21 protein-coding genes are annotated in these 24280 nt (G+C 67.7%); 13 read left to right on the forward strand and 8 right to left on the reverse strand.

All coding sequences use genetic code 11. The annotated features are described in order from the left end of the window. Positions 1–563: 563 nt before the first annotated feature. From ASE43_RS19295 to rpmH, 5 genes are all read right to left on the reverse strand, one after another. Positions 564–1601: an energy transducer TonB gene (locus ASE43_RS19295; RefSeq protein ID WP_056177448.1), complete on the reverse strand. Its 1038-nt coding sequence runs from the start codon at positions 1599–1601 to the stop codon at positions 564–566. 282 nt (positions 1602–1883) lie between these two features. Continuing rightward, on the reverse strand, positions 1884–3245 hold the full coding sequence (gene mnmE / locus ASE43_RS19300) for a tRNA uridine-5-carboxymethylaminomethyl(34) synthesis GTPase MnmE (protein WP_057161604.1): 1362 nt from the start codon (positions 3243–3245) through the stop codon (positions 1884–1886). 768 nt (positions 3246–4013) lie between these two features. Continuing rightward, the gene (yidC, locus tag ASE43_RS19305; protein ID WP_057161605.1) at positions 4014–5729 is read right to left on the reverse strand and encodes a membrane protein insertase YidC; all 1716 of its coding nucleotides are present in this window, start codon (positions 5727–5729) and stop codon (positions 4014–4016) included. A gap of 15 nt (positions 5730–5744) precedes the next feature. After that, on the reverse strand, positions 5745–6161 hold the full coding sequence (gene rnpA / locus ASE43_RS19310; protein ID WP_056177441.1) for a ribonuclease P protein component: 417 nt from the start codon (positions 6159–6161) through the stop codon (positions 5745–5747). A 69-nt stretch (positions 6162–6230) separates the two neighbouring features. Further along, positions 6231–6371, reverse strand: a complete 141-nt coding sequence (rpmH, locus tag ASE43_RS19315; RefSeq protein WP_031374044.1) for a 50S ribosomal protein L34 — start codon at positions 6369–6371, stop codon at positions 6231–6233. A gap of 382 nt (positions 6372–6753) precedes the next feature. On the opposite strand from rpmH, the gene dnaA reads away from it, so the two are divergent. The 12 genes from dnaA to ASE43_RS19375 all read left to right on the forward strand — a co-directional run bounded on the left by dnaA (position 6754) and on the right by ASE43_RS19375 (position 20119). Continuing rightward, positions 6754–8085, forward strand: coding sequence for a chromosomal replication initiator protein DnaA (gene dnaA, locus ASE43_RS19320; RefSeq protein WP_056177439.1), 1332 nt, complete (start codon positions 6754–6756; stop codon positions 8083–8085). 300 nt (positions 8086–8385) lie between these two features. Continuing rightward, positions 8386–9486 (forward strand): DNA polymerase III subunit beta, encoded by a 1101-nt coding sequence (gene dnaN, locus ASE43_RS19325; protein WP_056177437.1) that lies wholly within the window; start codon positions 8386–8388, stop codon positions 9484–9486. A 375-nt stretch (positions 9487–9861) separates the two neighbouring features. Further along, positions 9862–10986, forward strand: coding sequence for a DNA replication/repair protein RecF (recF, locus tag ASE43_RS19330; RefSeq protein WP_057161606.1), 1125 nt, complete (start codon positions 9862–9864; stop codon positions 10984–10986). 480 nt (positions 10987–11466) lie between these two features. After that, entirely contained in the window at positions 11467–13917 is a 2451-nt protein-coding gene (gene gyrB / locus ASE43_RS19335) for a DNA topoisomerase (ATP-hydrolyzing) subunit B (protein ID WP_056177433.1), read from the forward strand. Positions 13918–13927: 10 nt separating this feature from the next. After that, on the forward strand, positions 13928–14791 hold the full coding sequence (locus ASE43_RS19340; protein ID WP_057161607.1) for a CPBP family intramembrane glutamic endopeptidase: 864 nt from the start codon (positions 13928–13930) through the stop codon (positions 14789–14791). An 81-nt stretch (positions 14792–14872) separates the two neighbouring features. Further along, entirely contained in the window at positions 14873–15676 is an 804-nt protein-coding gene (locus ASE43_RS19345) for a M48 family metallopeptidase (RefSeq protein ID WP_056177429.1), read from the forward strand. 219 nt (positions 15677–15895) lie between these two features. Next, on the forward strand, positions 15896–17026 hold the full coding sequence (locus ASE43_RS19350) for a tetratricopeptide repeat protein (protein ID WP_157489528.1): 1131 nt from the start codon (positions 15896–15898) through the stop codon (positions 17024–17026). Positions 17027–17172: 146 nt separating this feature from the next. After that, positions 17173–17844: an energy transducer TonB gene (locus ASE43_RS19355; protein ID WP_057161608.1), complete on the forward strand. Its 672-nt coding sequence runs from the start codon at positions 17173–17175 to the stop codon at positions 17842–17844. Between the two features lie 74 nt (positions 17845–17918). Beyond that, complete coding sequence (locus ASE43_RS19360) at positions 17919–18671, forward strand: MotA/TolQ/ExbB proton channel family protein (protein ID WP_057161609.1); 753 nt, start codon at positions 17919–17921, stop codon at positions 18669–18671. Between the two features lie 51 nt (positions 18672–18722). Continuing rightward, the gene (locus tag ASE43_RS19365) at positions 18723–19142 is read left to right on the forward strand and encodes a biopolymer transporter ExbD (protein ID WP_057161610.1); all 420 of its coding nucleotides are present in this window, start codon (positions 18723–18725) and stop codon (positions 19140–19142) included. A gap of 18 nt (positions 19143–19160) precedes the next feature. Next, positions 19161–19577 carry a biopolymer transporter ExbD gene (locus ASE43_RS19370; protein WP_056177419.1) on the forward strand — a complete coding sequence of 139 codons (417 nt, stop codon included), beginning with the start codon at positions 19161–19163 and terminating at the stop codon, positions 19575–19577. A gap of 131 nt (positions 19578–19708) precedes the next feature. Further along, positions 19709–20119, forward strand: coding sequence for a biopolymer transporter ExbD (locus ASE43_RS19375; RefSeq protein WP_057161611.1), 411 nt, complete (start codon positions 19709–19711; stop codon positions 20117–20119). A 26-nt stretch (positions 20120–20145) separates the two neighbouring features. On the opposite strand, the gene ASE43_RS19380 is transcribed toward ASE43_RS19375, so the two are convergent. From ASE43_RS19380 to cls, 3 genes are all read right to left on the reverse strand, one after another. Further along, complete coding sequence (locus ASE43_RS19380) at positions 20146–20889, reverse strand: pyridoxine 5'-phosphate synthase (protein ID WP_057161612.1); 744 nt, start codon at positions 20887–20889, stop codon at positions 20146–20148. Between the two features lie 405 nt (positions 20890–21294). Continuing rightward, positions 21295–21576, reverse strand: coding sequence for a hypothetical protein (locus tag ASE43_RS19385; protein ID WP_057161613.1), 282 nt, complete (start codon positions 21574–21576; stop codon positions 21295–21297). 128 nt (positions 21577–21704) lie between these two features. Continuing rightward, a complete protein-coding gene (cls, locus tag ASE43_RS19390) occupies positions 21705–23141 on the reverse strand; it encodes a cardiolipin synthase (RefSeq protein ID WP_056177412.1) in 1437 nt (478 codons plus the stop codon). A gap of 249 nt (positions 23142–23390) precedes the next feature. Between cls and ASE43_RS19395 the strand changes: the two genes are divergently transcribed. Beyond that, positions 23391–24161 (forward strand): SIMPL domain-containing protein, encoded by a 771-nt coding sequence (locus tag ASE43_RS19395; RefSeq protein WP_057161614.1) that lies wholly within the window; start codon positions 23391–23393, stop codon positions 24159–24161. Positions 24162–24280 lie beyond the last annotated feature (119 nt).

The following is a 24280-nucleotide window of genomic DNA, read 5'->3' on the forward strand; positions in this document are numbered from 1 at the left end:
ACCCGCCCGGCCAGCAGGCATAGCCTGCCGGCGTTCACCCGTGCACGAACCTGCGGTTCGTAAGCCGCACGGCTTCACCCTTTTCCAAAGGAGGGAGCYAWAAGCAARAGAAAGTGACCCGCATGCGCAGCAGGCGGAAGCCGTTGACCTTCGTCCAGAAGAGGCGATAGCAAAGCAAAAGCAAATCCTCCCCAACCCGCCCGGCCAGCAGGCATAGCCTGCCGGCGTTCACCCGTGCACGAACCTGCGGTTCGTAANAAGCCGTTGACCTTCGTCCAGAAGAGGCGATAGCAAAGCAAAAGCAAATCCTCCCCAACCCGCCCGGCCAGCAGGCATAGCCTGCCGGCGTTCACCCGTGCACGAACCTGCGGTTCGTAAACGCATGGCTTCACCTTTGATAAAGGAGGGAGCTAAAGAGCAATAGAGCCAGGAGCAAGTGGTCGAGATTCGCGCACGAGGCTACGGTTCGTAAACCGCACAAAAAACAACGCCCGGCCGAAGCCGGGCGTTGCGGGTACTGCGGACGGGTCCCCTGTGCATACGCACTCCCGCCATTGGATCGCTTAACCGCCGGGATTGAACCCGATCGTGCGACGGGTCGTGACCGGTGCCCCCACCGGCTGGAACCGCCACTTGCGTACCGCATTGACCGCTTCGCGGTCGAAGATGCGCGCCGGGTTGGAACGGACCACCCGGGCGGCGGTGACCGAGCCGTCGGTGCCGACGGTGAACTCGACCTGCACTTCGCCCGACTGACCCGCGCGCAGCGCTTCCGGCGGATAACGCGGCGCCGGCGTCGACACCGCGCGCAGATCGTTGCCCGCCGACGGCGTGGCGGCGGCGGTCTGACGCGCTTCGGCGGCACGCGCTTCGGCCGCGCGTTGCTCGGCCGCGCGCTGATCGGCGGCACGCTGGTCGGCGGCGCGCTGATCGGCTTCGCGGGTGGCGGCGGCCTGACGCTCGGCGGCCTGCGAGGCGGCCAGCTGGGTCGCGGCCTGCTTCTGCTGAGCTTCCTGCTGGGCCAGACGCTGCTTCTCGAGGTCGGCCTGCTTCTTGGCTTGCTCCTCGGCGGTCAGCACCTGCTGTTCGGCGCGCTTGGCGACCTCGGCCTGCTTGGCGACGATGCTGGCCTTCAGGCGCGCGAGCGCCGGATGCTGGGCATCGGCTTTTTCCAACAGGGCCGACAGGCGCTGGGCTTCGGCGAAGTCCTCGCGGCCGACGCTCTGCTCGGTGGCGATGACGGTCATCGGCAGCAGGTCGGTGAGCGCGCTGGAGACGGCGGCATCGGCCGGCGCCTTGTCGCGCAGTGCGAGGTAGTACTCGACCGCATTGTCTTCGACCGGTGCGTACAAACGGTTTTCCGCATAGGCCTTGCGGGCGGCCTCGCGCAGCTGATCGACGGTCAAGGCCGAGACCTTGGCCGACACTGCGGTTTCCGGTGTTACCGCCGGGGCCGTGGTGGCCGCGGAGGTGGCCGCCGCATCCTGGGCGGGTTGATCCTTACCGCAAGCAGCCAGCGTGCAGGCCAGGGCCAGCGCGATGGTCGCATGCGTTACGACGGACAGCCGGCGTGAACGCCGGTCATTTTGGTTCACAGTCATTGGCAAAACTCCCCTGAAGTGCGCCGTAGCGAGCACACGCCGGATAGGACGCGCTAGCAGGCCGCGTTTGTCAAGCGGCCGGGGGCCAAAAAACGGCCTCGGCCAGGCATGAATCGGGGATTGTGACCGATCCGGGGCAAGAGGGTTCCGCGAGCGCCCGCTTGGGGGCGCGCGGCCAAACTCCGCAACGTGGCGGGACCGTCGCCGCGTCGCCCGGGGCGACGGCGCACGCACGGCGGCGCGTCCCGCGATGCGGGTGCCACACGGCGCCTGGGTGGTGTCCTATTTGCCGATGCAGAAGCTCGAGAAGATGTGCCCGAGCAGATCGTCGGCGCGGACCCGGCCGGTGATTTCGCCCAGGGCGTCGTGGGCTTGGCGCAGGGACTCGGCGGCCAGATCCAGGACCTCGCGCTCGAGCTGGCCCCCGGCATCGGCCAGTTCGGTCTGGGCCCGGCGCAAGGCCTCGACGTGGCGGGCGCGCGCGGTGAAGGCGCCTTCGCTGGCGTCGGCGCCCTCGCCCTGGGCAAGCCGGCGCAGGTGCGCATGCAGGGCGTCCAAGCCCTGGCCGGTGCGCGCGGACAGGGCGATGCGGTCGTCGCCGTCCAGCGCGGCGGCCGCGGCCGGGTCCAGCAGGTCGGCTTTGTTGTGCAGCCACAGCCGCGCCGGCACGCCGGCGATGGCGTCGGCGACCGCGGCACGGCCGGACTCGGGATCGCGCGCGTCCAGCACCACGATCGCCAGATCGGCGCGCGCGAGTTCGTCGCGGGCGCGGCGCATGCCCTCGCGCTCGATCGCGTCGCCGCCCTCGCGCAGGCCGGCGGTATCGACCAGGGTCAGTTCGACCCCGTCGCTGCGGATGGTCTCGTGCAGCAGGTCGCGGGTGGTGCCGGCGATGTCGGTGACGATGGCGCGCTCGCTGCCGGCCAGGGCGTTGAGCAGGGAACTCTTGCCGGCGTTGGGCGGGCCGACGATGACCGCGTGCAGGCCGTCGCGCAGGCGGCGGCCGCGTTCGGCGGCGGCGAGCAGGGCATCCAGGTCGGTCGACAGCGATGCGAGGCGGCGACGCAGCCCGGCGCCGCCCAGGGTGTCCAGGGGTTCGTCGGCGAAATCGATCGCGGCTTCGACGTGCACGCGCACCGCCAGCAGCTCGTCGGCCAGGGCATCGACGCGGCGCGAGAACTCGCCGTCCAATGCGCGCCGCGCCGCACGCGCGGCGCGTTCGTCGGCGGCCGCGATCAGGTCGGCGACGGCCTCGGCCTGGGCCAGGTCGAGGCGGCCTTCGAGGAAAGCGCGCTCGCTGAATTCGCCGGGGCGCGCGCGGCGGGCGCCGAGCGCACCGCAGCGCGCGGCCAGGGCCTGCAGCACCGCGGGACTACCGTGCGCCTGCAGCTCGACCACGTCCTCGCCGGTGTAGCTGGCGGGCGCGGCGAAGTAGAGCGCGATGCCGTCGTCGATGGCCTCGCCGTCGGCATCGACGAAACGTACATGGTGGGCGTGGCGCGGCCGCAGGCGGCGCGCGGCCACGGCCTCGCCGATCGCGCGCGCGCGCGGTCCCGACAAACGCACGATGCCGACGCCGCCCGCGCCGGGCGCGGTGGCGATCGCGGCGATGGTGTCGCGGTCGGAAGGGGGCGTGGCGGTCATGCGGGTTCGAGGCGGTGGCGGGGCATCAGGGTAGCGCGTTGGATGTGGGGTAGATGGCGCACGGCCGGGAGAAAAGGCAATTGCGCTTACGGCGCTGCGCTGCCCTCACCCTAATCACACCCCGCAGGAGGAAGAGGGGACGCCCAAGTTGCGGTGGCGGTTGCGGCGACTATGGCCGTTGCCGTTGCCGTTGCCGTTGCCGTTGCCGTTGCCGTTGCCGTTGCCGTGGCATTCAAATCCAAAAGCAACGCACTCACACGACAAACCGTAGACCCGAAGGGCGGCGCGCAGGACGCGCGCCGTTTTTCGAATGGACAGGGATGTCCATTCGAAAAATCCCGGCGAAAGCCCCGAATTCGCAGGGGAGGGTTGGTCACGCTAGCCCTTCTCTTTGGTTACGTTCTCTTGGGCTAGCAAGAGAAAGTAACCCGCATGCGCAGCAGGCGGAAGCCTTNCCTCCCCAACCCGCCCGGCCAGCAGGCATAGCCTGCCGGCGTTCACCCGTGCACGAACCTGCGGTTCGTAAGCCGCACGGCTTCACCCTTTTCCAAAGGAGGGAGCTAGGAGCAAGAGCCTGCGTGCGTTCAGCCATGCACGAACCTGCAGTTCGTAAGCCGCACGGCTTCACCCTTTTCCAAAGGAGGGAGTCAAAGACCAAAGTCTCGGTCCGGCCCGATCCAGCCCAACCGATCGGCATAGCCAGCAGGCACCCCACAAACACAAAGCCCGCCAAGCGGCGGGCTTCGTGAGCGAACGATGCGGCGCGGATCAGGCCTTGGCCGGCGCCTCGGCGTAACGCTTGGTCATCCACCACTGCTGCAGCAGGCCCAGGCCGCTGTTGGTGATCCAGTACAGCACCAGACCGGCCGGGAAGAAGGCGAACATCACGCCGAACACCAGCGGCATCAGCTGCATCATCTTCTTCTGCATCGGGTCCATGCCCGGCGTCGGCGTCAGCTTCTGCGTAGCCCACATCACCGCGATGTTGATCAGCGGCAGCACGAAGAAGGGATCGCGCGCGGTCAGATCGTGGATCCACAGCATCCACGGCGCATGGCGCAGCTCCACCGACTCCAGCAGCACCCAGTACAGGGCCAGGAACACCGGCATCTGCACCAGGATCGGCAGACAGCCGCCGACCGGATTGATCTTCTCCTTCTTGTACAGCTCCATCATCGCCATCTGGAACTTCTGCTTGTCCTCGCCGTAGCGCTCCTTGAGCTGCTCGATGCGCGGCTGGAACTTGCGCATCTTCGCCATCGAGCGGTACTGCGCGGCGGACAGCGGGTACATGGCCAGCTTGATCAGCACCACCAGGCCGATGATCGACCAGCCCCAGTTGCCGAACAGGCCGTGCAGCTTGTCCAGCAGCCAGAAGATCGCGTTGGCCATCGTGGCCATGATGCTGTAGCTGCTGAAGTCGACCGCGCGTTCCAGGCCGGGGACCTGCTGGCCCTCGATCGCCTTGACCAGCTTGGGACCGATCCACAGGCGCGCCTCGGTCTGCGCCTTGGCGCCCGGCGCGACGTTGACGGCCGGGCCGAGGTCGCGGATCAGATACTGTGCGCCGCCGCCGGCGGTGCCGGCGGTCGCGAGCGAGAACATGCCCTCGTCGTTGGCGCCCGGGATCCAGGCGGCGAAGAAGTGGTGCTGCAGCATCGCCACCCAGCCGCCGGTGACCTTCTTGTCGAGCGGGCCGTCCTCGCCGAACTTGTCGAACTTGCGCTTCTCGTACTTGTCGGCGGCGCTGTACCAGGCCGCGCCCTGGAAGCTGTACTGCTCGGCGTTCATCGGGCCGCTGCGGGTCAACGCGCGCGGCACGCGCGCGAGCTGGCGGTAGATCACGCCCTGCCACGGCGCGACGCCGGCGTTGACGATTTCGTCGCGCACGGTGACCGCGTAACCGCTGTGCTGGAACACGTAGGTGCGGCGGATGGTCAGGCCGTTGGCGCCGGTCCAGACGAAGGGCACCGCGATTTCCTTGGCGCCGTTGGCCAGCACGTAGTCGCGCTGCGCGCTCTCGGGCACGAAGCCGCCCTCATGCGTCGGGGTGGCGCCGTTCTGGCTGACCCAACCGCTCTGGGCGACGAAGTAATTGTTGGCGTCCTCGGCCAGCAGACGCACCGGCGCGCTGTCGTCGGCCGCTTCGCTCGGATACTTGAGCAGGTCGGCGCGGTGCAGGGTGCCGCCGTCGAGCACGACCTTGAGCACGTCGGTGGTGACGGTGACCGTCTGCGCGGCGCTGGGCGCGGCGACCGTGGCGGTCGGCGTAGCGCCGGGCAGGGCCGGCGCGGCGGGTACCAGGCCCTTGCCGGCCGCGGCCGTGGGCACGGTCGCGCCAGGCACGGTGCTGGCCGTGGCGGCGGCGGAAGCGGCGGTGACCGCCGGCGCCGGAGGCGCGGACTTCTCCTTGCCCCATTCCATCCACAGCAGGGTCGCCACCATCAGCCAGGCGAAGATCAGGAATACACGGGTCTGGTTCATGGGCAGCAGGCGGGCTCAGCCGGGACCGGGGTCCGGCAGTGGGGAGGGAATGGGATCGGCCGGCATTGTGCCGGGCACCGCAGGTGCGGGCAACGCGCCGGCGCGCTTGAGCAGACCCAGGAAGGCCTGATCGAGTTCCTCACGCGTGCAGCGCGAGGCACCGGGGCGGGCGACCACGACGTAATCGCCGCGCGCCAGCTCGGCGCGCAGTTTGCGGAAGGTATCGCGCAGGGCGCGCTTGATGCGGTTGCGGCCGACCGCGTGCGGGTCGACCTTGCGCGATACCGCCAAGCCCAGACGCGGCTCGCAATCGACGACCTGCCAATGCAAAGCAAGCACGGGCAGCGCGATGCGCCGGCCGTGCTTGAAGATGCGGTCGAAATCCGAACGCGCGCGTACCCGCGCGGTGCGCGGGAAGCGGGTGGAATTCATCAGGTCGGTACCGGCGATTGCCGGACGGTTGCCTGGGATCGCCTTAGCGACGGGCAACCGGAACGACGTTTAGGCGCAGAGACGCTTGCGGCCCTTGGCGCGACGACGGGCCAGGATCTTGCGGCCGTCGGCGGTCGCCATGCGGGCACGGAAACCGTGGTCGCGCTTGCGCTTGAGGTTGCTGGGCTGATAGGTGCGCTTGGTGGCCATGGTCCGGCTCTATTAATACGGCGGAAAAGACCGGCGATCATAGCGGCGATCCCAGGGCGCGGTCAAGTTGAACTGAACAATGGGGCGCGAGGGGCGGTGTCCCTGGCCGCTGCGACGGCCGGGGTCCATGCTACGGCGATGCGGTGTCCGGCGCTTGGTCAAGAACGCGCCAATCCGCGTCCTGGCTGGCTCGCGCCGGGTCCGGGCCTGTGGACTAGCCTGTGTTCAGCCTTGTGGACAAGTCCTGTTCCGGACCTCGCCGCGGTGATAGTCTGGCCGACCCCCCTGCCCCGTTCGCCGCGAGTCGCATCGCGCGGCCGGCGGCGTTTCGACCGCCGCGCCCCCAGGCCGGCCGCACCGCACTAAGAAGACCTGCCGACCGATGGAAGCTTGGCCCCGCTGCCTCGAACGACTCGAAGCCGAATACCCGGTCGAGGATGTCCACACCTGGCTCAAGCCGCTGCAAGCGGCCCAGCGCGACGACGTCACGGTGCTGTATGCGCCCAACGCTTTCGTCGTCGAGCACGTGCGCGAACGCTACCTGGGACGCATCCGCGAGCTGCTGAATTATTTCGCCGGCAGCGCCGAGGTCAGCCTGGAAATCGGTTCGCTGCCGCGCGTGGCGCCGGTGCGCGAAGCCGAGCCGGTCAATGCCGCGCGCGCGGCCGCGGTGGCGCCGGTCGAACCCTTCCAGGGCAACCTGGACAATCACTACACCTTCGACAACTTCGTCGAAGGCCGCAGCAACCAGCTCGGCCGCGCCGCGGCGCTGCAGGCGGCGCAGAAACCCGGCGAACGCGCGCACAACCCGCTGCTGCTGTACGGGGGCACCGGCCTGGGCAAGACCCATCTGATGTTCGCCGCCGGCAACGCCATGCGCGAGGCCAATCCGGCCATGCGCGTGATGTACCTGCGTTCGGAACAGTTCTTCAGCGCGATGATGAAGTCGCTGCAGGACAAGACCATGGATCAGTTCAAGCGCCAGTTCCAGCGCGTGGACGCGTTGTTGATCGACGACATCCAGTTCTTCGCCGGCAAGGACCGCACCCAGGAGGAGTTCTTCCATACCTTCAACGCGCTGTTCGACGGCAAGCAGCAGATCATCCTGACCTGCGACCGCTACCCGCGCGAAGTCGAGGGCCTGGAGCCGCGCCTGAAGTCGCGCCTGGCCTGGGGCCTGTCGGTGGCGATCGAGCCGCCGGACTTCGAGACCCGCGCCCAGATCGTGATCTCCAAGGCCAAGGAGCGCGGCGCCGCGATTCCCGAGGAAGTCGCGTTCCTGCTGGCCAAGAAGATGCGCAGCAACGTGCGCGATCTGGAAGGCGCGCTCAACACCCTGACCGCGCGCGCCAACTTCACCGGCCGCGCGATCACCGTCGAGTTCGCCCAGGAAACCCTGCGCGACCTGTTGCGCGCGCAGCAGCAGGCGATCGGCATCCCCAACATCCAGAAGACCGTGGCCGATTACTACGGCCTGCAGATGAAGGACCTGCTGTCCAAGCGCCGCACCCGCTCGCTGGCGCGCCCGCGCCAGGTCGCGATGGCGCTGACCAAGGAACTGACCGAGCACAGCCTGCCCGAGATCGGCGATGCCTTCGCCGGCCGCGACCACACCACGGTGCTGCATGCCTGCCGGCAGATCCGCACCCTGATGGAGACCGACGGCAAGCTCCGTGAAGATTGGGACAAGCTGATCCGCAAGCTCAGCGAGTGAGCCTGCAGGCGACGAACGGCGCCGGTGCAGGTACTCTTCGAACAAAGCGGTGCATGGCTCGCGTACAAGCTGTGGATAGATCGGAGCCGGCGACCGGCCTCCAAATTTATCCACAGATTGTCCCGGAGCTCAGGGTCCGGTTCTACCGAACTTTGCATGAACGAAAAATCCAGTATAAACAATAGGTTGTCTTAGTTTTCCCGGATTTTCGGCGACACCATCACCACCATGCTTTTGATTTATCCATCTCTTTTGTATTGGGCGTTGCCGCCCGAACCGACTAGGGGCTAAGGGGTCCGCATGCGTTTCAGCCTGCAACGAGAAGTGTTTCTCAAGCCGTTGGCGCAAGTCGTCAACGTAGTCGAACGCCGGCAGACCCTGCCGGTCCTGGCCAACCTGCTGGTGCAGGTCAAGGACGGGCAGCTCTCGCTGACCGGTACCGACCTGGAAGTCGAAATGGTGTCGCGCATCCTTGTCGACGACGCCAAAGACGGCGAAACCACCATCCCGGCGCGCAAGCTGTTCGAAATCGTTCGGGCCCTGCCCGACGGCAGCAAGGTGACCGTCACCCAGACCGCCGAGAAGATCACGGTCCAGGCCGGGCGTTCGCGCTTCACGCTGGCCAGCCTGCCGGCCAACGACTTCCCGTCGATCGACGAAGTCGAAGCCACCGAGCGCGTGCGCGTGCCGGAAGCGGCGCTGAAGGAACTGATCGAACGCACCGCGTTCGCGATGGCCCAGCAGGACGTGCGCTACTACCTCAACGGCCTGCTGTTCGATCTGCGCGAAAACAGCCTGCGCTGCGTGGCCACCGACGGCCATCGTCTGGCGCTGTGCGAAACCGCCTACGAAGGCAGCGGCCAGACCAAGCGTCAGATCATCGTGCCGCGCAAGGGCGTGCAGGAGCTGCAGCGCCTGCTGGAAGGCGGCGACCGCGAGATCGAGATCGAGATGGGCCGCGGCCACATCCGGGTCAAGCGCGACGACGTGACCTTTACCAGCAAGCTGATCGACGGCCGTTTCCCGGATTACGAGGCGGTGATTCCGATCGGCGCGGACCGCGAGGTGCGGATCGAGCGCGAAACCCTGCGTGCGGCCCTGCAGCGTGCGGCGATCCTGTCTAACGAGAAGTACCGCGGCGTGCGCATCGAAGTCTCGCCCGGGCAGCTCAAGATCAGCGCGCACAACCCGGAGCAGGAAGAGGCGCAGGAAGAAGTGGAAGCCGACACCAAGGTCGACGATCTGGCGGTGGGCTTCAACGTGAACTACCTGCTCGATGCCCTGACCGCCTTGCGCGACGAGCACGTGGTGATCGCGCTGCGCGATGCCAATTCCTCGGCGCTGGTGCGCGAAGCGGCTAATGAGAAGTGCCGCCACGTGGTGATGCCGCTGCGTCTTTGATCGGCCGCCGGTCCGGAAGGGCCGGTTCCACGTGGAACATGAAACGCCCGGCGCTGCCGGGCGTTTCGTTTTGGCGCCGGCGTGGGCTGTGCGTTGCCTCGGTTTGGCTATGCATTGCTCGCTCGTCTGAAAGGCTGAGGCCGAACGGGTTGGGGAGGATGAGGCCCCGCTTGCGGCTGGCCTGAAAGCAAATCCCCCTCAATCCCCCTTTTTCAAAGGGGGAGGCCGCATCGATGGATTATCGATTTCTGCCCCCTGCTCCCTGGTCCGCCTGCCCCTCTGCCCCTCTGCCCGCTACCTCCCAGTCCTTCCAATCCCCCAGCGTCCTGCGCGTTCCTCCCGCGCCTCCCGAAACCGATCTGCGATCATCCGCACATGCACGTAACCCGCCTGGAAGCCCGTGGCCTGCGCCGCTTCGCCGATGTCCGGCTGGCGCCCGCGCCCGGGATCAATCTGATCACCGGCGATAACGGCGCCGGCAAGACCAGCCTGCTCGAGGCCCTCCACCTGATGGCCTACGGGCGCAGCTTCCGTGGTCGGGTCCGCGATGGCCTGGTCCGGGCCGGCGATCCGGCCTTGGAGGTGTTCGTCGAATGGCAGGAGGGTCTCGGCCCGAATGTGGCCGCGGTCGCCGACGGCGGCCCGACCGCGACCCGGCTGCGCAAGGCCGGGCTGCGCCACAGCGGGCAGGACTGGGTCGGTCGCCTGGACGGCAGCCCCGTGGCCCAGTTGGGCGAGTTGTGCGCGGCGCTGGCCGTGGTCAGCTTCGAACCCGGCAGCCACGCCCTGATCACCGGCGGCGCCGAAGCGCGTCGGCGCTACCTGGATTGGGGCCTGTTCCACGTGGAACACGACTTCATCGCCCTGTGGCGGCGCTACACCCGCGCGCTCAAGCAGCGCAACGCCCTGCTCAAGGCCCGGGCCCGCGACGGCCAGCTCGACGCTTGGGACCGGGAGCTGGCCGATGCCGGCGAACCCCTGAGCCGGCGCCGCCAGCACTATCTGGAGGATCTGCAACCGCGCTTCTCGGCCCTGGCCACCGAACTGGCCCCGGCCCTGGGCGACACCCGCCTGGACTACCTGCCGGGTTGGCGCCGCGACGAGCTGCCGCTGGCCGACGCCCTGCTGCTGGCACGCGAGCGCGACCAGATCGCCGGCTACACCTCGGTCGGCCCGCATCGCGCCGACTGGCGCATCCAGTTCGGCGGCCTGCCCGGCCGCGACGCGCTGTCGCGTGGCCAGGCCAAGCTCACGGCCCTGTCCGCCCTGCTGGCCCAGGCCGAGCACCATGCCCTGGCGCGCAAGGAATGGCCGGTGATCGCGCTGGACGATCTGGCCTCCGAGCTCGACCGCCAGCACCAGCGCCGGGTCCTGCAGCGCCTGATCGCCTGCGGAGCGCAGGTCTTCATCACCGGCACCGAGGCGCCCAGTGCCCTGGCCGAGCTGGGCGTCGAGACCAAGGTGTTCCACGTGGAACAAGGAGAAATTTGTCCTACTTAGATGTTCCACGTGGAACATCCAGGACCGATCCACTGCGCTTCGTCGTAAACCGGCGGCCGCAGGGACTAAGGCTAGCGAGGTCGCCGCCTCATCGATCGCCGCGCTGCCGGCACGCAGCGACGCTCGTCTGCGATCGCGATCGGAACCGCACGAACCGCTCCCGCTTCCCCACACCCACACCCACACCCACACCCACACCCACACCGGAAGCCGTGCACGCCCGACAGCGCACGCCCCTTGCCCGAATTCCTCCGCAATGCACCCTCGTGCGCTCAGCAGACGCAGGGGGCCGCCCCACCCCCTCCGCGCAGCCCGCACGGCCCGGCAACGCCCGCCCAGGGCCTCTCCCGCTGCCGTCTGACCGGGAGGATATCCCGGGCGGACCGGCGGGCCCCAGGCGCGGTATACTCGGCCTCAGTCCCTACAGCTAATGTGTCGCGTCTCCGACCTCCGTAGGCGGACCGCGGAATCCCACAGCGCATGTCTGAAAACAACGACCAGCTTCCCGAGCCGACCCCGAACCAGACCTACGACTCCAGCAAGATCACCGTCTTGCGCGGGCTCGAAGCCGTACGCAAACGGCCGGGCATGTACATCGGCGACGTCCACGACGGCACCGGTCTGCACCACATGGTGTTCGAGGTCGTCGACAACGCGATCGACGAAGCGCTCGCCGGCCACGCCGACGATGTGATCGTCACGCTGCACGACGACGGCTCGGTGTCGTGCTACGACAACGGCCGCGGCATTCCGGTCGACATCCACAAGGAAGAAGGCGTGTCGGCGGCCGAGGTCATCCTCACCGTGCTGCACGCGGGCGGCAAGTTCGACGACAACAGCTACAAAGTCTCCGGCGGTCTGCACGGCGTGGGCGTGTCGGTGGTCAACGCGCTGTCCGAGCAACTGTGGCTGGACATCTGGCGCGACGGCCACCACCACCAGCAGGAATACGCGCTGGGCGAGCCGGTGTATCCGCTCAAGCAACTCGAAGCCTCCGACAAGCGCGGCACCTTGCTGCGCTTCAAGCCGGCGGCGGAAATCTTCACCGACGTCGAATTCCACTACGACATCCTGGCCAAGCGCCTGCGCGAACTGTCGTTCCTGAATTCCGGCGTCAAGATCACCCTGGTCGACGAGCGCGGCGAAGGCCGGCGCGACGTGTTCCAGTACGAAGGCGGCATCCGCTCCTTCGTCGAGCATCTGGCCCAGGTCAAGACGCCGCTGCACCCGAACGTGATCTCGGTGTCGGGCGAACAGAACGGCATCACCGTGGACGTGGCGTTGCAGTGGACCGATTCCTACCAGGAAACGATGTTCTGCTTCACCAACAACATTCCGCAGAAGGACGGCGGCACCCACCTGATCGGTTTCCGCGCCGCGCTCACCCGCACGCTGACCAACTACATCGAAAACAGCGGCATCGCCAAGCAGGCCAAGGTCGCGCTGTCCGGCGACGACATGCGCGAAGGCATGATCGCGGTGCTGTCGGTGAAGGTGCCCGACCCCAGCTTCTCCTCGCAGACCAAGGAAAAACTGGTCAGCTCGGAAGTGCGCCCGGTGGTGGAAAGCACATTCGGCGCGCGCCTGGAGGAATTCCTGCAGGAGCACCCGAACGAAGCGCGCGCGATCACCGGCAAGATCATCGACGCCGCGCGTGCGCGCGAAGCCGCGCGCAAGGCGCGCGACCTCACCCGCCGCAAGGGCGCGCTGGATATCGCCGGCCTGCCCGGCAAGCTCGCCGACTGCCAGGAAAAAGACCCGGCGCTGTCGGAACTGTTCATCGTCGAGGGCGACTCCGCAGGCGGCTCGGCCAAGCAGGGCCGTAACCGCAAGACCCAGGCGATCCTGCCGCTCAAGGGCAAGATCCTCAACGTCGAGCGCGCGCGTTTCGACCGCATGCTCGGCAGCGCCGAAGTCGGCACCCTGATCACCGCCCTGGGCACCGGCATCGGCAAGGACGAGTACAACCCGGACAAGCTGCGCTACCACCGCATCATCCTGATGACCGACGCCGACGTCGACGGCTCGCACATCCGCACCTTGCTGCTGACCTTCTTCTACCGGCAGATGCCGGAACTGATCGAGCGCGGCCACATCTATATCGGCCTGCCGCCGCTGTACAAGATCAAGCAGGGCAAGAACGAGATCTACCTCAAGGACGACACCGCGCTGGACGTGTATCTGGCCAACAACGCCGTCGAAGGCGCGGGCCTGATTCCGGCCGAGGGCGAGCGGCCGATCGAGGGCGCGGCGCTGGAGAAGCTGCTGCTGGCCTACGCCGGCGCGCGCGAAGCGATCGCGCGCAACGCGCACCGCTACGATCCCAACGTGCTCGAGGCGCTGATCGACTTCACCCCGCTGGACAGCGCCCACCTGCTGGCCAACGTCGACGAACAACACGAACTCGAAGCGCTGGAAAAGCGTCTCAACCGCACCGGCCTGGGTAAGCCGCGCTACCGCCTGCGTCTGCATCCGGCCAGCGAAGCGCGCCAGGCCGCGCTGCTGGTCACGCGCAGCCACATGGGCCAGGAACTGACCCAGGTGCTGCCGCTGTCGGCCTTCGAGGGCGGCGAGCTGCGCGCCCTGCGCGAAGCGGCCTCGCTGCTGCACGGCTTGGTCCGCGAAGGCGCGCAGATCGTGCGCGGCAATCGCGCCCAGCCGGTCGACAGCTTCGCCCAAGCGCAGGCCTGGTTGCTCGAGGAAGCCAAGAAGGGCCGCCAGATCCAGCGCTTCAAGGGCCTGGGCGAAATGAACCCCGAGCAGCTGTGGGACACCACGGTCAATCCCGAAACGCGCCGTCTGCTGCAGGTGCGCATCGAGGATGCGGTGGCCGCCGACCAGATCTTCAGCACCCTCATGGGCGACGTGGTCGAACCGCGCCGCGCCTTCATCGAGGACAACGCGCTCAAGGTCGCCAATCTCGACGTCTGAGCCGACGCCGATGGCGCCAGATTCCGAGCGCGATCCCGGGCCCACGGCCGCCGCCCTGTCCGCGGCCGTGCCACCGCCGCTGCCGCCCGCGGCGGCCCTGCCCGCGCCGCGCACCCGCGCCGTGCTCGGCAACGCCGCGCTGGATTTCCTGATCGCGGTCGCGATCATGCTGGCCCTGAGCTTCGCCACCATGGTGGCTTGGGCGCTGGTGCGCGGCCTCCAGATCGGCCTGGCGCACCAAGGCGCGACCGCCACCGAAGCCTTGCGCGACGTCGGTCAGCCCGGCGGCCTGGCCCAGCTGGCGATGGCCCTGGTCGCGATGGGCGGCGCCTCGCTCGCGGTCTACCTGCTGCGCCGCCGCGCCGGGCGCGAGGAACGCGCCGCCTCCTGGCGCGCCGCGTGCCGGCCTTCCACCTGGGCCTGGGCCGCGGGCGTGGGCCTGGCCACCTTCGGCCTCAGCGCCGCGCTGAGCTGGATCGGCGAGCAGTTCGGCATCGAACCCTTGCCCAGCAACGTCGAGATGATCCAGGCCGCCCTGCGCAGCCAGTTCGTCCTCACCCTGGTGTTCGCGGTGCTGCTGGCGCCGGCCTACGAAGAGCTGCTGTTCCGGCGCGTGCTGTTCGGGCGCTTCTGGGCCGCCGGCCTGCCCGGCCTGGGCATCGTCCTGAGCAGCCTGGCCTTCGCCCTGCTGCACGAACTGCCCGGCCTGAGCGGCAACGGCCCCGGCGCGATCAGCCTGTTGTGGCTGACCTACGCCAGCATCGGCGCCGCCTTCGCCTGGGTTTACCGCCGCACCGGCACGCTGTGGGCGGCCGTCGCCGCGCACGCGATCAACAATCTGCTCGCCTGCGCCCTGCTGGTTTTGCAGGGCTGATGTCCCCGCCCTGGCGCGTTTGACGAAAAGTTAATACCGATCGGTCTACAACGCGGTCATACGCAAGGGGAATTCTGCTCAGTGAAGCGTTTACTGCTCGGTGTCTCGATCGCGCTGGTCGTCGCCGCCTGCGCCACCACCACCTCGCCCACCGGGCGTCGCCAGAGCGTGGGCGCGGTATCGCAGGAACAGCTCAATCAGATGGGCGCGCAGGCGTTCATCGACGCCAAGTCCAAGGGCAAGCTCAGCACCGACGCGCGCCAGACCGCCTATGTGCGCTGCGTGGTCGATGCGGTGACCCGCCAGCTGCCCGCCGGCTGGCAGGCGCAATGGGACGTCGCGGTGTTCGTCGATACCTCGCCCAACGCCTTCGCCCTGCCCGGCGGCAAGGTCGGCGTGAACACCGGCATCTTCAGCGTCGCCAAGAACCAGGACCAGCTGGCGGCGGTGATCGCCCACGAGGTCGGCCACGTGGTCTCGCGCCACCACGATGAGCGCATCACCCGCCAGGTCACCGCCCAGACCGGCCTGAGCATCGCCGGCGCCCTGCTCGGCTCGCGTTACGGCGAGGGCGCGGCCAGCGCCACCAACCAGCTCGGCGGCGCCGCGGTGCAGGGCCTGTTCCTGCTGCCCGGTTCGCGCACCCAGGAATCCGAGGCCGACGTGGTCGGCCAGCAGCTGATGGCCCAGGCCGGCTTCGACCCGCAGCAGGCGGTGAACCTGTGGCAGAACATGATCGCCGCCAGCCAGAGCCGGCCACCGCAGTGGTTGTCCACCCATCCGGACCCGCAATCGCGCATCCAGGAACTGCGCGCGCGGGCCGGCGGGCTGATGCCGGTGTACCAACAGGCGCGTTCGGCCGGCCGTACGCCCAAGTGTGGATGAACGAGAAGCATTAACCGCTGTAAAACCCCGTATCGCCCGGCCCCGCGTTTCTGTTAGCGTGACGGCCCCCCGGCCCTGCGGCCATCGACCCCGCCACGGCGGCAGCTGATTGAGGTGACCATGAACAAGCTCTCCACCCGCCATCGCACCGTGCTGACGGCCGCCATCGGCGCCGTGCTCGCGCTGGGCTCGATCGCCCAGGTTCACGCGCAGTCGGCGATGGAACGGGCCGAAGAGCGCCGTCAGCGTCACGCGGACAAGAAGGAAGACAAGAAGACCTCTTCCTCGGCGTCCAAGGTCGAATACCCCAATGCCACCCGCGAGCAGCCCGACGCCAAGGCCTCGGCCAAGGTCACGCCGAAGCTGAAGAAGATGATGGACTTCTACGACGACGATAAGCCGGCCGAAGGCCGCGCCATCGCCGACGAGATCATCGCCAACCCGGCCGCCAACGCCTACGACCGCTCCTTCGCCGCCCAGATCGGCGCGCAACTGGCCTACGGCGCCGACGACAGCGCCGCCGCCATCGCCTATCTGACCAAGGCCCTGGAGTTCAACGGCCTGGACAACAACGGCCACTACGGCGCCATGTTCATGATGGCCCAGCTGCAGCTGCAGGAAGACAAGTACGCCGAGGCGCTGGCGACCATGGATCGCTTCCTCGGCGAGACCAAGAGCACCAAGCCCGAGCACCTGATCGTCAAGGGCAACGCCCTGTACCGCCTGGAGCGCTACAAGGATGCCGCGCCGATCATCAAGCAGGCCATCGACGCCTCGCCCGAGCCCAAGTCCGACTGGCAGCAGCTGCTGATGGCCGCCTACGCCGAGTCCGGCCAGACCGGCGAAGCGACCAAGATGGCCGAAGCCGTCGCCAGCAAGAACCCGGGCGACAAGCGCGCCCAGCTCAACCTGGTCGCCACCTACCTGCAGGCCGACCAGTTCGACAAGGCCGCCGCGGTGCTGGAGAAGCTGCGCGCCGCCGGTCAGCTCAACGAAGACAAGGACTACCGTCAGCTCTACTCGACCTACCTGCAGATCGACGGTAACGAGAAGAAGGCCGCCGAGGTCATCAACGACGGTCTGAGCAAAGGCGTGCTGAAGCCGGATTTCCAGGCCTACCTGGCGCTGGCGCAGTCGTACTACTTCTCCGACCAGGTGAACCCGTCGATCGAGGCGTACAAGAAGGCCGCCCCGCTCGCGCCCGATGGCGAGACCTACCTCAATCTCGCTCGTGTCTTGTGGCAGGAAGACCGCATTCCAGAGGCCAAGGAAGCCGCCAAGCAGGCGATCGCCAAGGGCGTGAAGAAGCCCGACGACGCCAAGAAGATCATCGCGCTGCCGGGTAAATAATCGGCGCACGATAGGCAAATCCGCCCTTGGAACCTAGGGCGCGGTTTGGTATATGCTAGGAGGTTCACGCGACTGGAAACGGTTGCGAGAACCGAACGACGGCCCGTGGCGCCCTTGCGTCCGGAAACACTTCCCGAGCTGACGGCATGACGCAAGACCTCGAAATCCACGCTAAGAAAGATGACGACCGCGAAGGGCTGAACTGGGCACGTATCGCCGGTATCACCTCCGCGATCGCCGTGCATGTCGCGGCGCTGCTCTTGCTGCTCGCGCCGATGGCGCCGCCGGCGACCGAAAAGGCGGAAGAACAGGTGACCGTCGTCAACCTGATCAAGCCGCCGGAACCGCCGCCGCCGCCCCCGCCGCCGCCGCCGGAACCGCCGCCGCCGCAGCAGATCAAGCAGCTGGCCGCGCCGCAGCCGACTCCGCTGCCGCCGCCGCCGGAAGACCCGCCGATCGTCGTCGACGAGCCGAGCCCGGTGGACGTCCAGCAGGAACCGCCGACCCCGCCGTCGACGCCCGCTCCGGCCACCACCATCAGCTCCGGCGTCGATCCGTCGTCGAAGCGACTCAATCCGCCTAAGTACCCGCCGACCGAAGCGCGTCAAGGCGTGGGCGGCACCGTGGTCCTGGTCATCACCATCGATGCCTCGGGCAACGTGCTCGACGTCGCCGTCGAGAAGTCCAGCCGCAACCGCAACCTCGACCGCAGCGCCATGGATGCCGCACGGAAGTGGAAGTTCAACCCCGAGATGCGCAACGGCGTTGGTGTGACCAGCAAGGTTCGCGTCCCGGTAGATTTCGTCCCTCCGAACTGATCGGGTTCGCGGGACGGTTGTAACGCACCACGTAACTCTTCTTTCCTTATCCACGACATTCAAAGGTAAGCGTCATGCTGCAGGAAACCACCACCGCTGCTACTGCCGGGGGCTCCAACGCCGAAGCCCTCCAGCAGATGAGCTTCGCCCATCTGTTGACTAACTTCGACATCGTCGGCTGGGTCGTGTTCCTCACGCTCGCGATCATGTCGGTCCTGTCGGTCTACTGGATCGTCGTGAACTTCGTGAAGAACCTGCGTCTTCGCGGCAGTTCGGATCGCGTCGTCAGCACGTTCTGGGAAACCCCGAACGCGCAGGACGCCATCCGCTTCATGGAAGAACAGTCGCGTAGCGAACCGTTCTCCAAGATCGCGCTCGACGCCGCCCAGGCCGCCGCTCACCACCAGCGCCACGAAGGTTCGCGCCTGGTCGAGTCGCTGAACCGTTCCGAGTTCGTCGATCGCGCCCTGCGTCAGGGTGTGACCCGCGAATCCTCGCGTCTGGAAAGCGGCCTGACCGTGCTCGCCACCGTCGGTTCGACCGCGCCGTTCGTCGGCCTGCTCGGCACCGTGTGGGGCATCTACCACGCCCTGATCAAGATCGGTGCGACCGGCCAGGCGTCCATCGACGCCGTCGCCGGCCCCGTGGGTGAAGCGCTGATCATGACCGCCATCGGTCTGTTCGTCGCCATCCCGGCGGTGCTCGCGTACAACTTCTTCGTCCGCCTGAACCGCGTCACGAACAACAAGTTCGACACGTTCGCGCACGACCTGCACGACTTCTTCGCTACCGGTTCGCGCGTCGGCGAACTGGCCGCTAAGCGCTAAGTCGCCTAACCGCGACGTCTTCACCTTACTTGTAGTAGTTGGAGTTCGGACATGGCCTTCAGTACAGACAGCGATAGCGGCGGCCCGATGGCACAGATCAACGTCACGCCCCTCGTGGACGTGATGCTGGTGCTGCTGATCATCTTCATGATCACGGCGCCTCTGATGTCGCATAAGGTCAAGGTCGATTTGCCCGAAGCCACTCTCAATAACAGGCCGGACAAGCCGCTGCCGACACCGCCGATCACTCTGGCTGTAAGGGAAGACGGCTCGCTGTTCTGGAACGACGAACCGATCACCAAGGGCCTGCTGGAAAGCCGGCTCTCGATCGAAGCGCAGAAGACGCCGCAGCCACAGATCAACGTCCGCGGCGACAAGACGACCAAGTACCGCATCGTGCAAGACGTGGTGAAGATTGCGCAGGGCCAAGGCATGCGCAAGGTCGGCTTCGTAGCGATCAAAGAACGTTAAGGCACCCGGAGACTATTTATGGCATTCAGTTCTGGCTCCGGCGCAGGCGCACCGATGGCCGACATCAACGTCACGCCCCTGGTGGACGTGATGCTGGTGTTGCTGATCATCTTCATGGTGACGGCGCCCGTGATGTCTTACCCGATCGAAGTCAATCTGCCGCAGCGCACGACCACGCCGCCGCCGCCGACGCCGCCGAAGGAGCCGATCCGTCTGCGCATCGACGCCTCGGGTCAGGTCTTCTGGAACGATACGCCGCAACCGATCACGGCGCTCCAGAGCATGATGGGCGCCGAAGTGCAGCGTGATCCGACCAACCAGCCGATGCTGGAGATCGACGTCAGCACCGATGCCGATTACGGCATCCTCGCCAAGGTGCTGGCGAAGGCAAAGAACGCCAATATGGAAAAGATCGGCTTCGTCCAAAACGACTGACCGATCGACAAGTTTGACGCTTACCGTCGTGAAAACGCCGCCCTCGGGCGGCGTTTTTTTTGGGCCTTGCCAGCTGGGCCGGATCGGGTTTAGCGTGAGATCGGGCATCCCGCCCTAGTGGGGGTAGAGCAATGGCCGTCTCCGCGTATTTCGAGTCCCCGTCCCGCCGCGACGCGCGCGCCGTCGCCGAGATCAACATCACCCCCCTGGTCGACGTCATGCTGGTGCTGTTGGTGATCTTCATGGTCGCCGCGCCGGTCATGAGCGGCACCTTGGACCTGAAGCTGCCACTGCCGACGCCGCCCAACAAGGCCGAGCCGCCGCCGCGTGCGCAGCTGTCGGTCCAGGCCGACGGCAGCTACCTGTTGGACGGCCAGGCCGTGGCCAAAGCCATGCTGAGCGACGAACTGGCCAACCTGGCCAAGGCCGCGCCGCGCACGGTGCTGCAGATCAGCGCCAACGCCGACGCCGACTACCAGGGCTTCGCCACCGCGGTCTCGGCGGCCAAGGAAAGCGGCCTGCAGAATCTCGCGCTCGAATAGGCGCGGCATTCGCGCCCGGCTCGGGCCTACAGCAGACGCAGGTAGGCCCGCACCGTCGCATCCAGTCCCGCGTACAAGGCCTCGCCGATCAGGGCGTGGCCGATCGACACTTCCAGCACCTGCGGCACCGCGCTCAGGAACTCGCCCAGATTCGCCTGACTGAGGTCGTGGCCGGCGTTTACCCCCAGCCCGGCCGCCTGCGCGCGCCGGGCGGCATCGGCGAACAGGGCCAGCGCCGTAGCCGGGTCGCCGGCTGCGTGGGCCTCGGCATAGGGGCCGGTGTAAAGCTCGACCCGGTCGGCGCCGATCGCCGCGGCGGTATCGAAATCCTGCGAAGCGGCGTCGGCGAACACGCTGACCCGGCAGCCCAGCGCCTTGAGCTCGGCGATCAGCGGCCGTAGCGATTCGCCGTCGCGGCGGAAATCGAAACCGTGGTCGGAGGTGAGTTGGCCGTCGCCGTCCGGCACCAGGGTCGCCTGTGCCGGCCGCGCCTGCGCGCACAAGGCCAGGAACCCCGGATAGCCCGCCCGCGCCGGCGCGAAGGGATTGCCTTCCAGATTGAACTCGACCCCGCGCTCGCGGGTGAGCTCGGCCAGCGTGGCGACGTCGTAGTCGCGGATATGGCGCGCATCCGGACGCGGATGCACGGTGATGCCGTGCGCCCCGGCATCGAGGCAGGCGCGTGCGGCCGCCACCACGTCCGGCTCGTTACCGCCGCGCGAATTGCGCAGCACCGCGATCTTGTTGACGTTGACGCTGAGTACGGTCATCCGCGCAGTCTAGGCCGCAGCGCCGCGTTTCCCAAGCCCGCGCCCGCATCGAAACCGACGAGCCCCAAAGTCGATGTCCAACCCCAAGCAGGAGACATCACCCCTGTGGGAGCGGCGTAAGCCGCGATAAACCCCACCCACGACCAAACCCACCAGGGCCCCCTGTAGGAGCGGCGCAAGCCGCGACGAACACCAAATGCGCGGATCGCGCGCAACCGCGATGCAATGCGCGCCCCGCTTGTTCCCATGGGAACGTCAGGCGCGACCAAGCAAGCACCAAAGCATCGCGGCTTGCACCGCTTCCACAAGGGAAGGAATCGTCGCGCTATCGAACCGGCACCGACCTTGTCGGCGCGGGCGGCCAGGGCAGGGCAGCGCGCAAGCGCCGCGCGTGCGCGGCGTAGCTCAACGCTGCTGCTGCGGCTCCGACGAAGAGGTCTGCGGCTGTTGCGCGGCCGCCAGCTTGCGCGCCTCGGCCTGCTCGCGCAGACGGCGCAGCTCGTTCGGATCCAGCATCAAGCCCTCATCGCGGCTGCTGCTGCCGATGCGCGCGGCCAGCAGGCCCAGGATCCAGGCGATGAAGAACCCCAACGAGGCCAGCAGGGACACCACGAGCAACAGGCCCGAGGAGGCTTTGAAGGCGATTACGAGCGCGGCCAGGGCCAGCAGCAAAAACAGCCAATACATCGCGGCGGTGCTCCCGTCGTTAGGGTGGTTGCCAGTCGCCGCGAGTGTAGCGCGCCGCCCGCCCGCCTACAGCCCGACAAGCCCGTTGCGGCGACCGCTCGTCGCGCGCGACGTGACCCAGTGCGCGTTCACAGCAAGGGCGAGACCAGGCGCGCCAGCGCCTCGGGCAGGCGCCGCCGCCACAGCCCCTGTTCGCGGTCGGCGCGCACGCGCGGGGCATAGCTGCATTCGGTCTGGATCAGTTGGGCCAGCTCGGCGGCCAGGCCGCGGTCGTGGAACAGGACCGAGATCTCGAAGTTCAGGCGGAAGCTGCGGTGGTCGAAGTTGGCGCTGCCGATGATGGCCAGGTCCTCGTCGCACAGCAGCGCCTTGGTGTGCAGCATGCGCGGGCCGTACTCGTGGATCTTGACCCCGGCCTCCAGCAGTTCGTCGAAGTAGGAACGCGCCGCATAGGTGACCAGGCGGCTGTCGCTGAGCCGAGGTACCAGCAGGCGCACATCCAGCCCGCCCAGCGCGGCCGAGGTCAGGGCCATGCGCGCGGCTTCGCCGGGCACGAAATAGGGCGTCACCAGCCACACCCGCTCGCGCGCGGCATGGATCGCGCCCACGTGCAGGCGATGGATCGCCTCCCAGGACGAATCCGGCCCCGACACCAGCACCTGCGCGGCCACCGCGCCCGGCTGCGGCGCCGGATGCTGCAGGCGCGGCGGCGCCTGCCCGGTCGCGTAGGCCCAGTCCTCGCAGAACACCAGCTGCAGTTCGCGCACCACGTCGCCTTCCAGGCGCAGGTGCAGATCGCGGTAGGCGTCCTTGCGGATGCGCTCGTCTTCCTCGTCGGTGATGTTGATGCCGCCGGTGAAGCCGACCAGGCCGTCGATCACCACGATCTTGCGATGGGTGCGCAGGTTCAACCACGGCCGCTTCCAGAACCAGCGCAGCTTCATCGGATGGAACCAGGCGACCTCGCCGCCGGCGTCGACCAGCGGCTGCAGGAAGCGGTTGGAGGTGGAACCCGAGCCCACCGCGTCCAGCAGCAAACGCACCTGCACGCCGTTGCGCGCTCGCTCGACCAGGGCATCGCGCAAGGCCAGGCCGCAGGCGTCGGGCTGGTAGATGTAGTACTCCAGGTGGATGTGTTCGCGGGCCTGGCCGACCGCCTCCAGCAGGGCCTCGTATTTGGCCCCGCCGTCGATCAACAAGCGCGCCTGGGTCGCGGTGGTCGGCGGCAGCCCCGTCGTGGCCTGAGCCAGCTTGGCCAGCTCGACCGCCTCCGGCGACTCGCTCAGCCCCGACATGGTCGCCGGCAGCGCGGCGCGCGCGCGCACCCGGCGCAGGCGTTGGCGATGGATGCGCTGCGGACCGAACACGTAATAGATGAAGAAGCCCAGATAGGGCAGGGCGGCCAGACTTATCAGCCAGCTGATGGTCGCCACCGGCTCGCGCTTTTGCAGCACGATCCACAGCCCCAGCCCGATCAGGTAGGCGGCCCAGCCCAGGGTCAGGTAGAGACTGAGGTGGGGGATGCCGCTGATCGCGTTCCAAAGCGAGGACAACAGGTCGGACACGGGGCTCTCCAGGCGGCGATCGGCGCGGACGCGTCGATCGCAGGCCTAGGCTAGCCCGCGACGACAGTCGCGCAAAGTGTGCGCCAATTCGCGGGCGCTACGATGCACTGGCACAGCGACCGCCTAGGATGAGGCAAGCATCCGCCCGCCACGGCATGCCGCCGCGCGGTCGGCAAGCTGTCTCCAGCCCGGATGCGCAGCTCCCTCGACCGGCCGCCGACGCACACCCACGACCCAGGACTCCAACCCATGAAAATCGCATCGCTGTTGCTGCCGATCCTCCTGGCCAGCCCGCTGCTGCCCACCGCCGCGCAGGCCGCCAGCGTCGCCCCCGCGCGCACGGTCAGCGTGTCCGGCAGCGCCGAGATCAAGGTCGCCCCGGACGAAATCCTGCTCAACGTCGGCGTCGAGACCCGCAACGTCGAGCTCGCCCCGGCCAAGCGTCTCAACGACGAACGCGTGGCCGCGGCGCTGGCCTTCCTCGCGCGCAACGGCGTGCCCAGCAAGGATGTGCAGACCGACTTCATCAGCATCGAACCGCAGTACGAGTACGACGACAGCCGCGACCGCGCCGCCCAGGAGCGTTCGCGCGTGGTGCCGGTGGTATACATCGTGCGCAAGAGCATCGGCATCCGCCTGACCCGTACCGACCACTTCGAAACCATCCTCGCCGGCCTGCTCGACAACGGCGTGCAGCACATCCACGGCATCGAGTTCCGCACCTCGCAGCTGCGCAAGCACCGCGACGCCGCGCGCGCGCTGGCGGTGCAGGCGGCCAAGGAAAAAGCCGACGCCCTGACCACCGGGCTCGGCGCGCGCCGCGGCCCGGTGCAGAGCGTGTCCGAATCCTATTCCGGCGGTTGGTGGCGCAGCGGCGCGAGCTGGGGCGGTGGGCAAGGGCAGATGATGCAGAACGTGTCGCAGAGCAACGGCGGCGGCGAAAGCGCGGACGGCGCCACCCTGTCGGTCGGCCAGATCAGCGTGACCGCCTCGGTGGATGTGAGCTTCGCGATCGAATAGCACCGCCTCAGGCCATCCACCCCCTTCGCTCCGCCTCCCCCTTTGAAAAAGGGGGATTGAGGGGGATTTGCTTCTACAGCCCAAGCCATCGTCATCCACAGTCCGACGAACTCATCACG

This window comes from Lysobacter sp. Root983 (assembly GCF_001429345.1).
Lineage (GTDB): Bacteria > Pseudomonadota > Gammaproteobacteria > Xanthomonadales > Xanthomonadaceae > Lysobacter.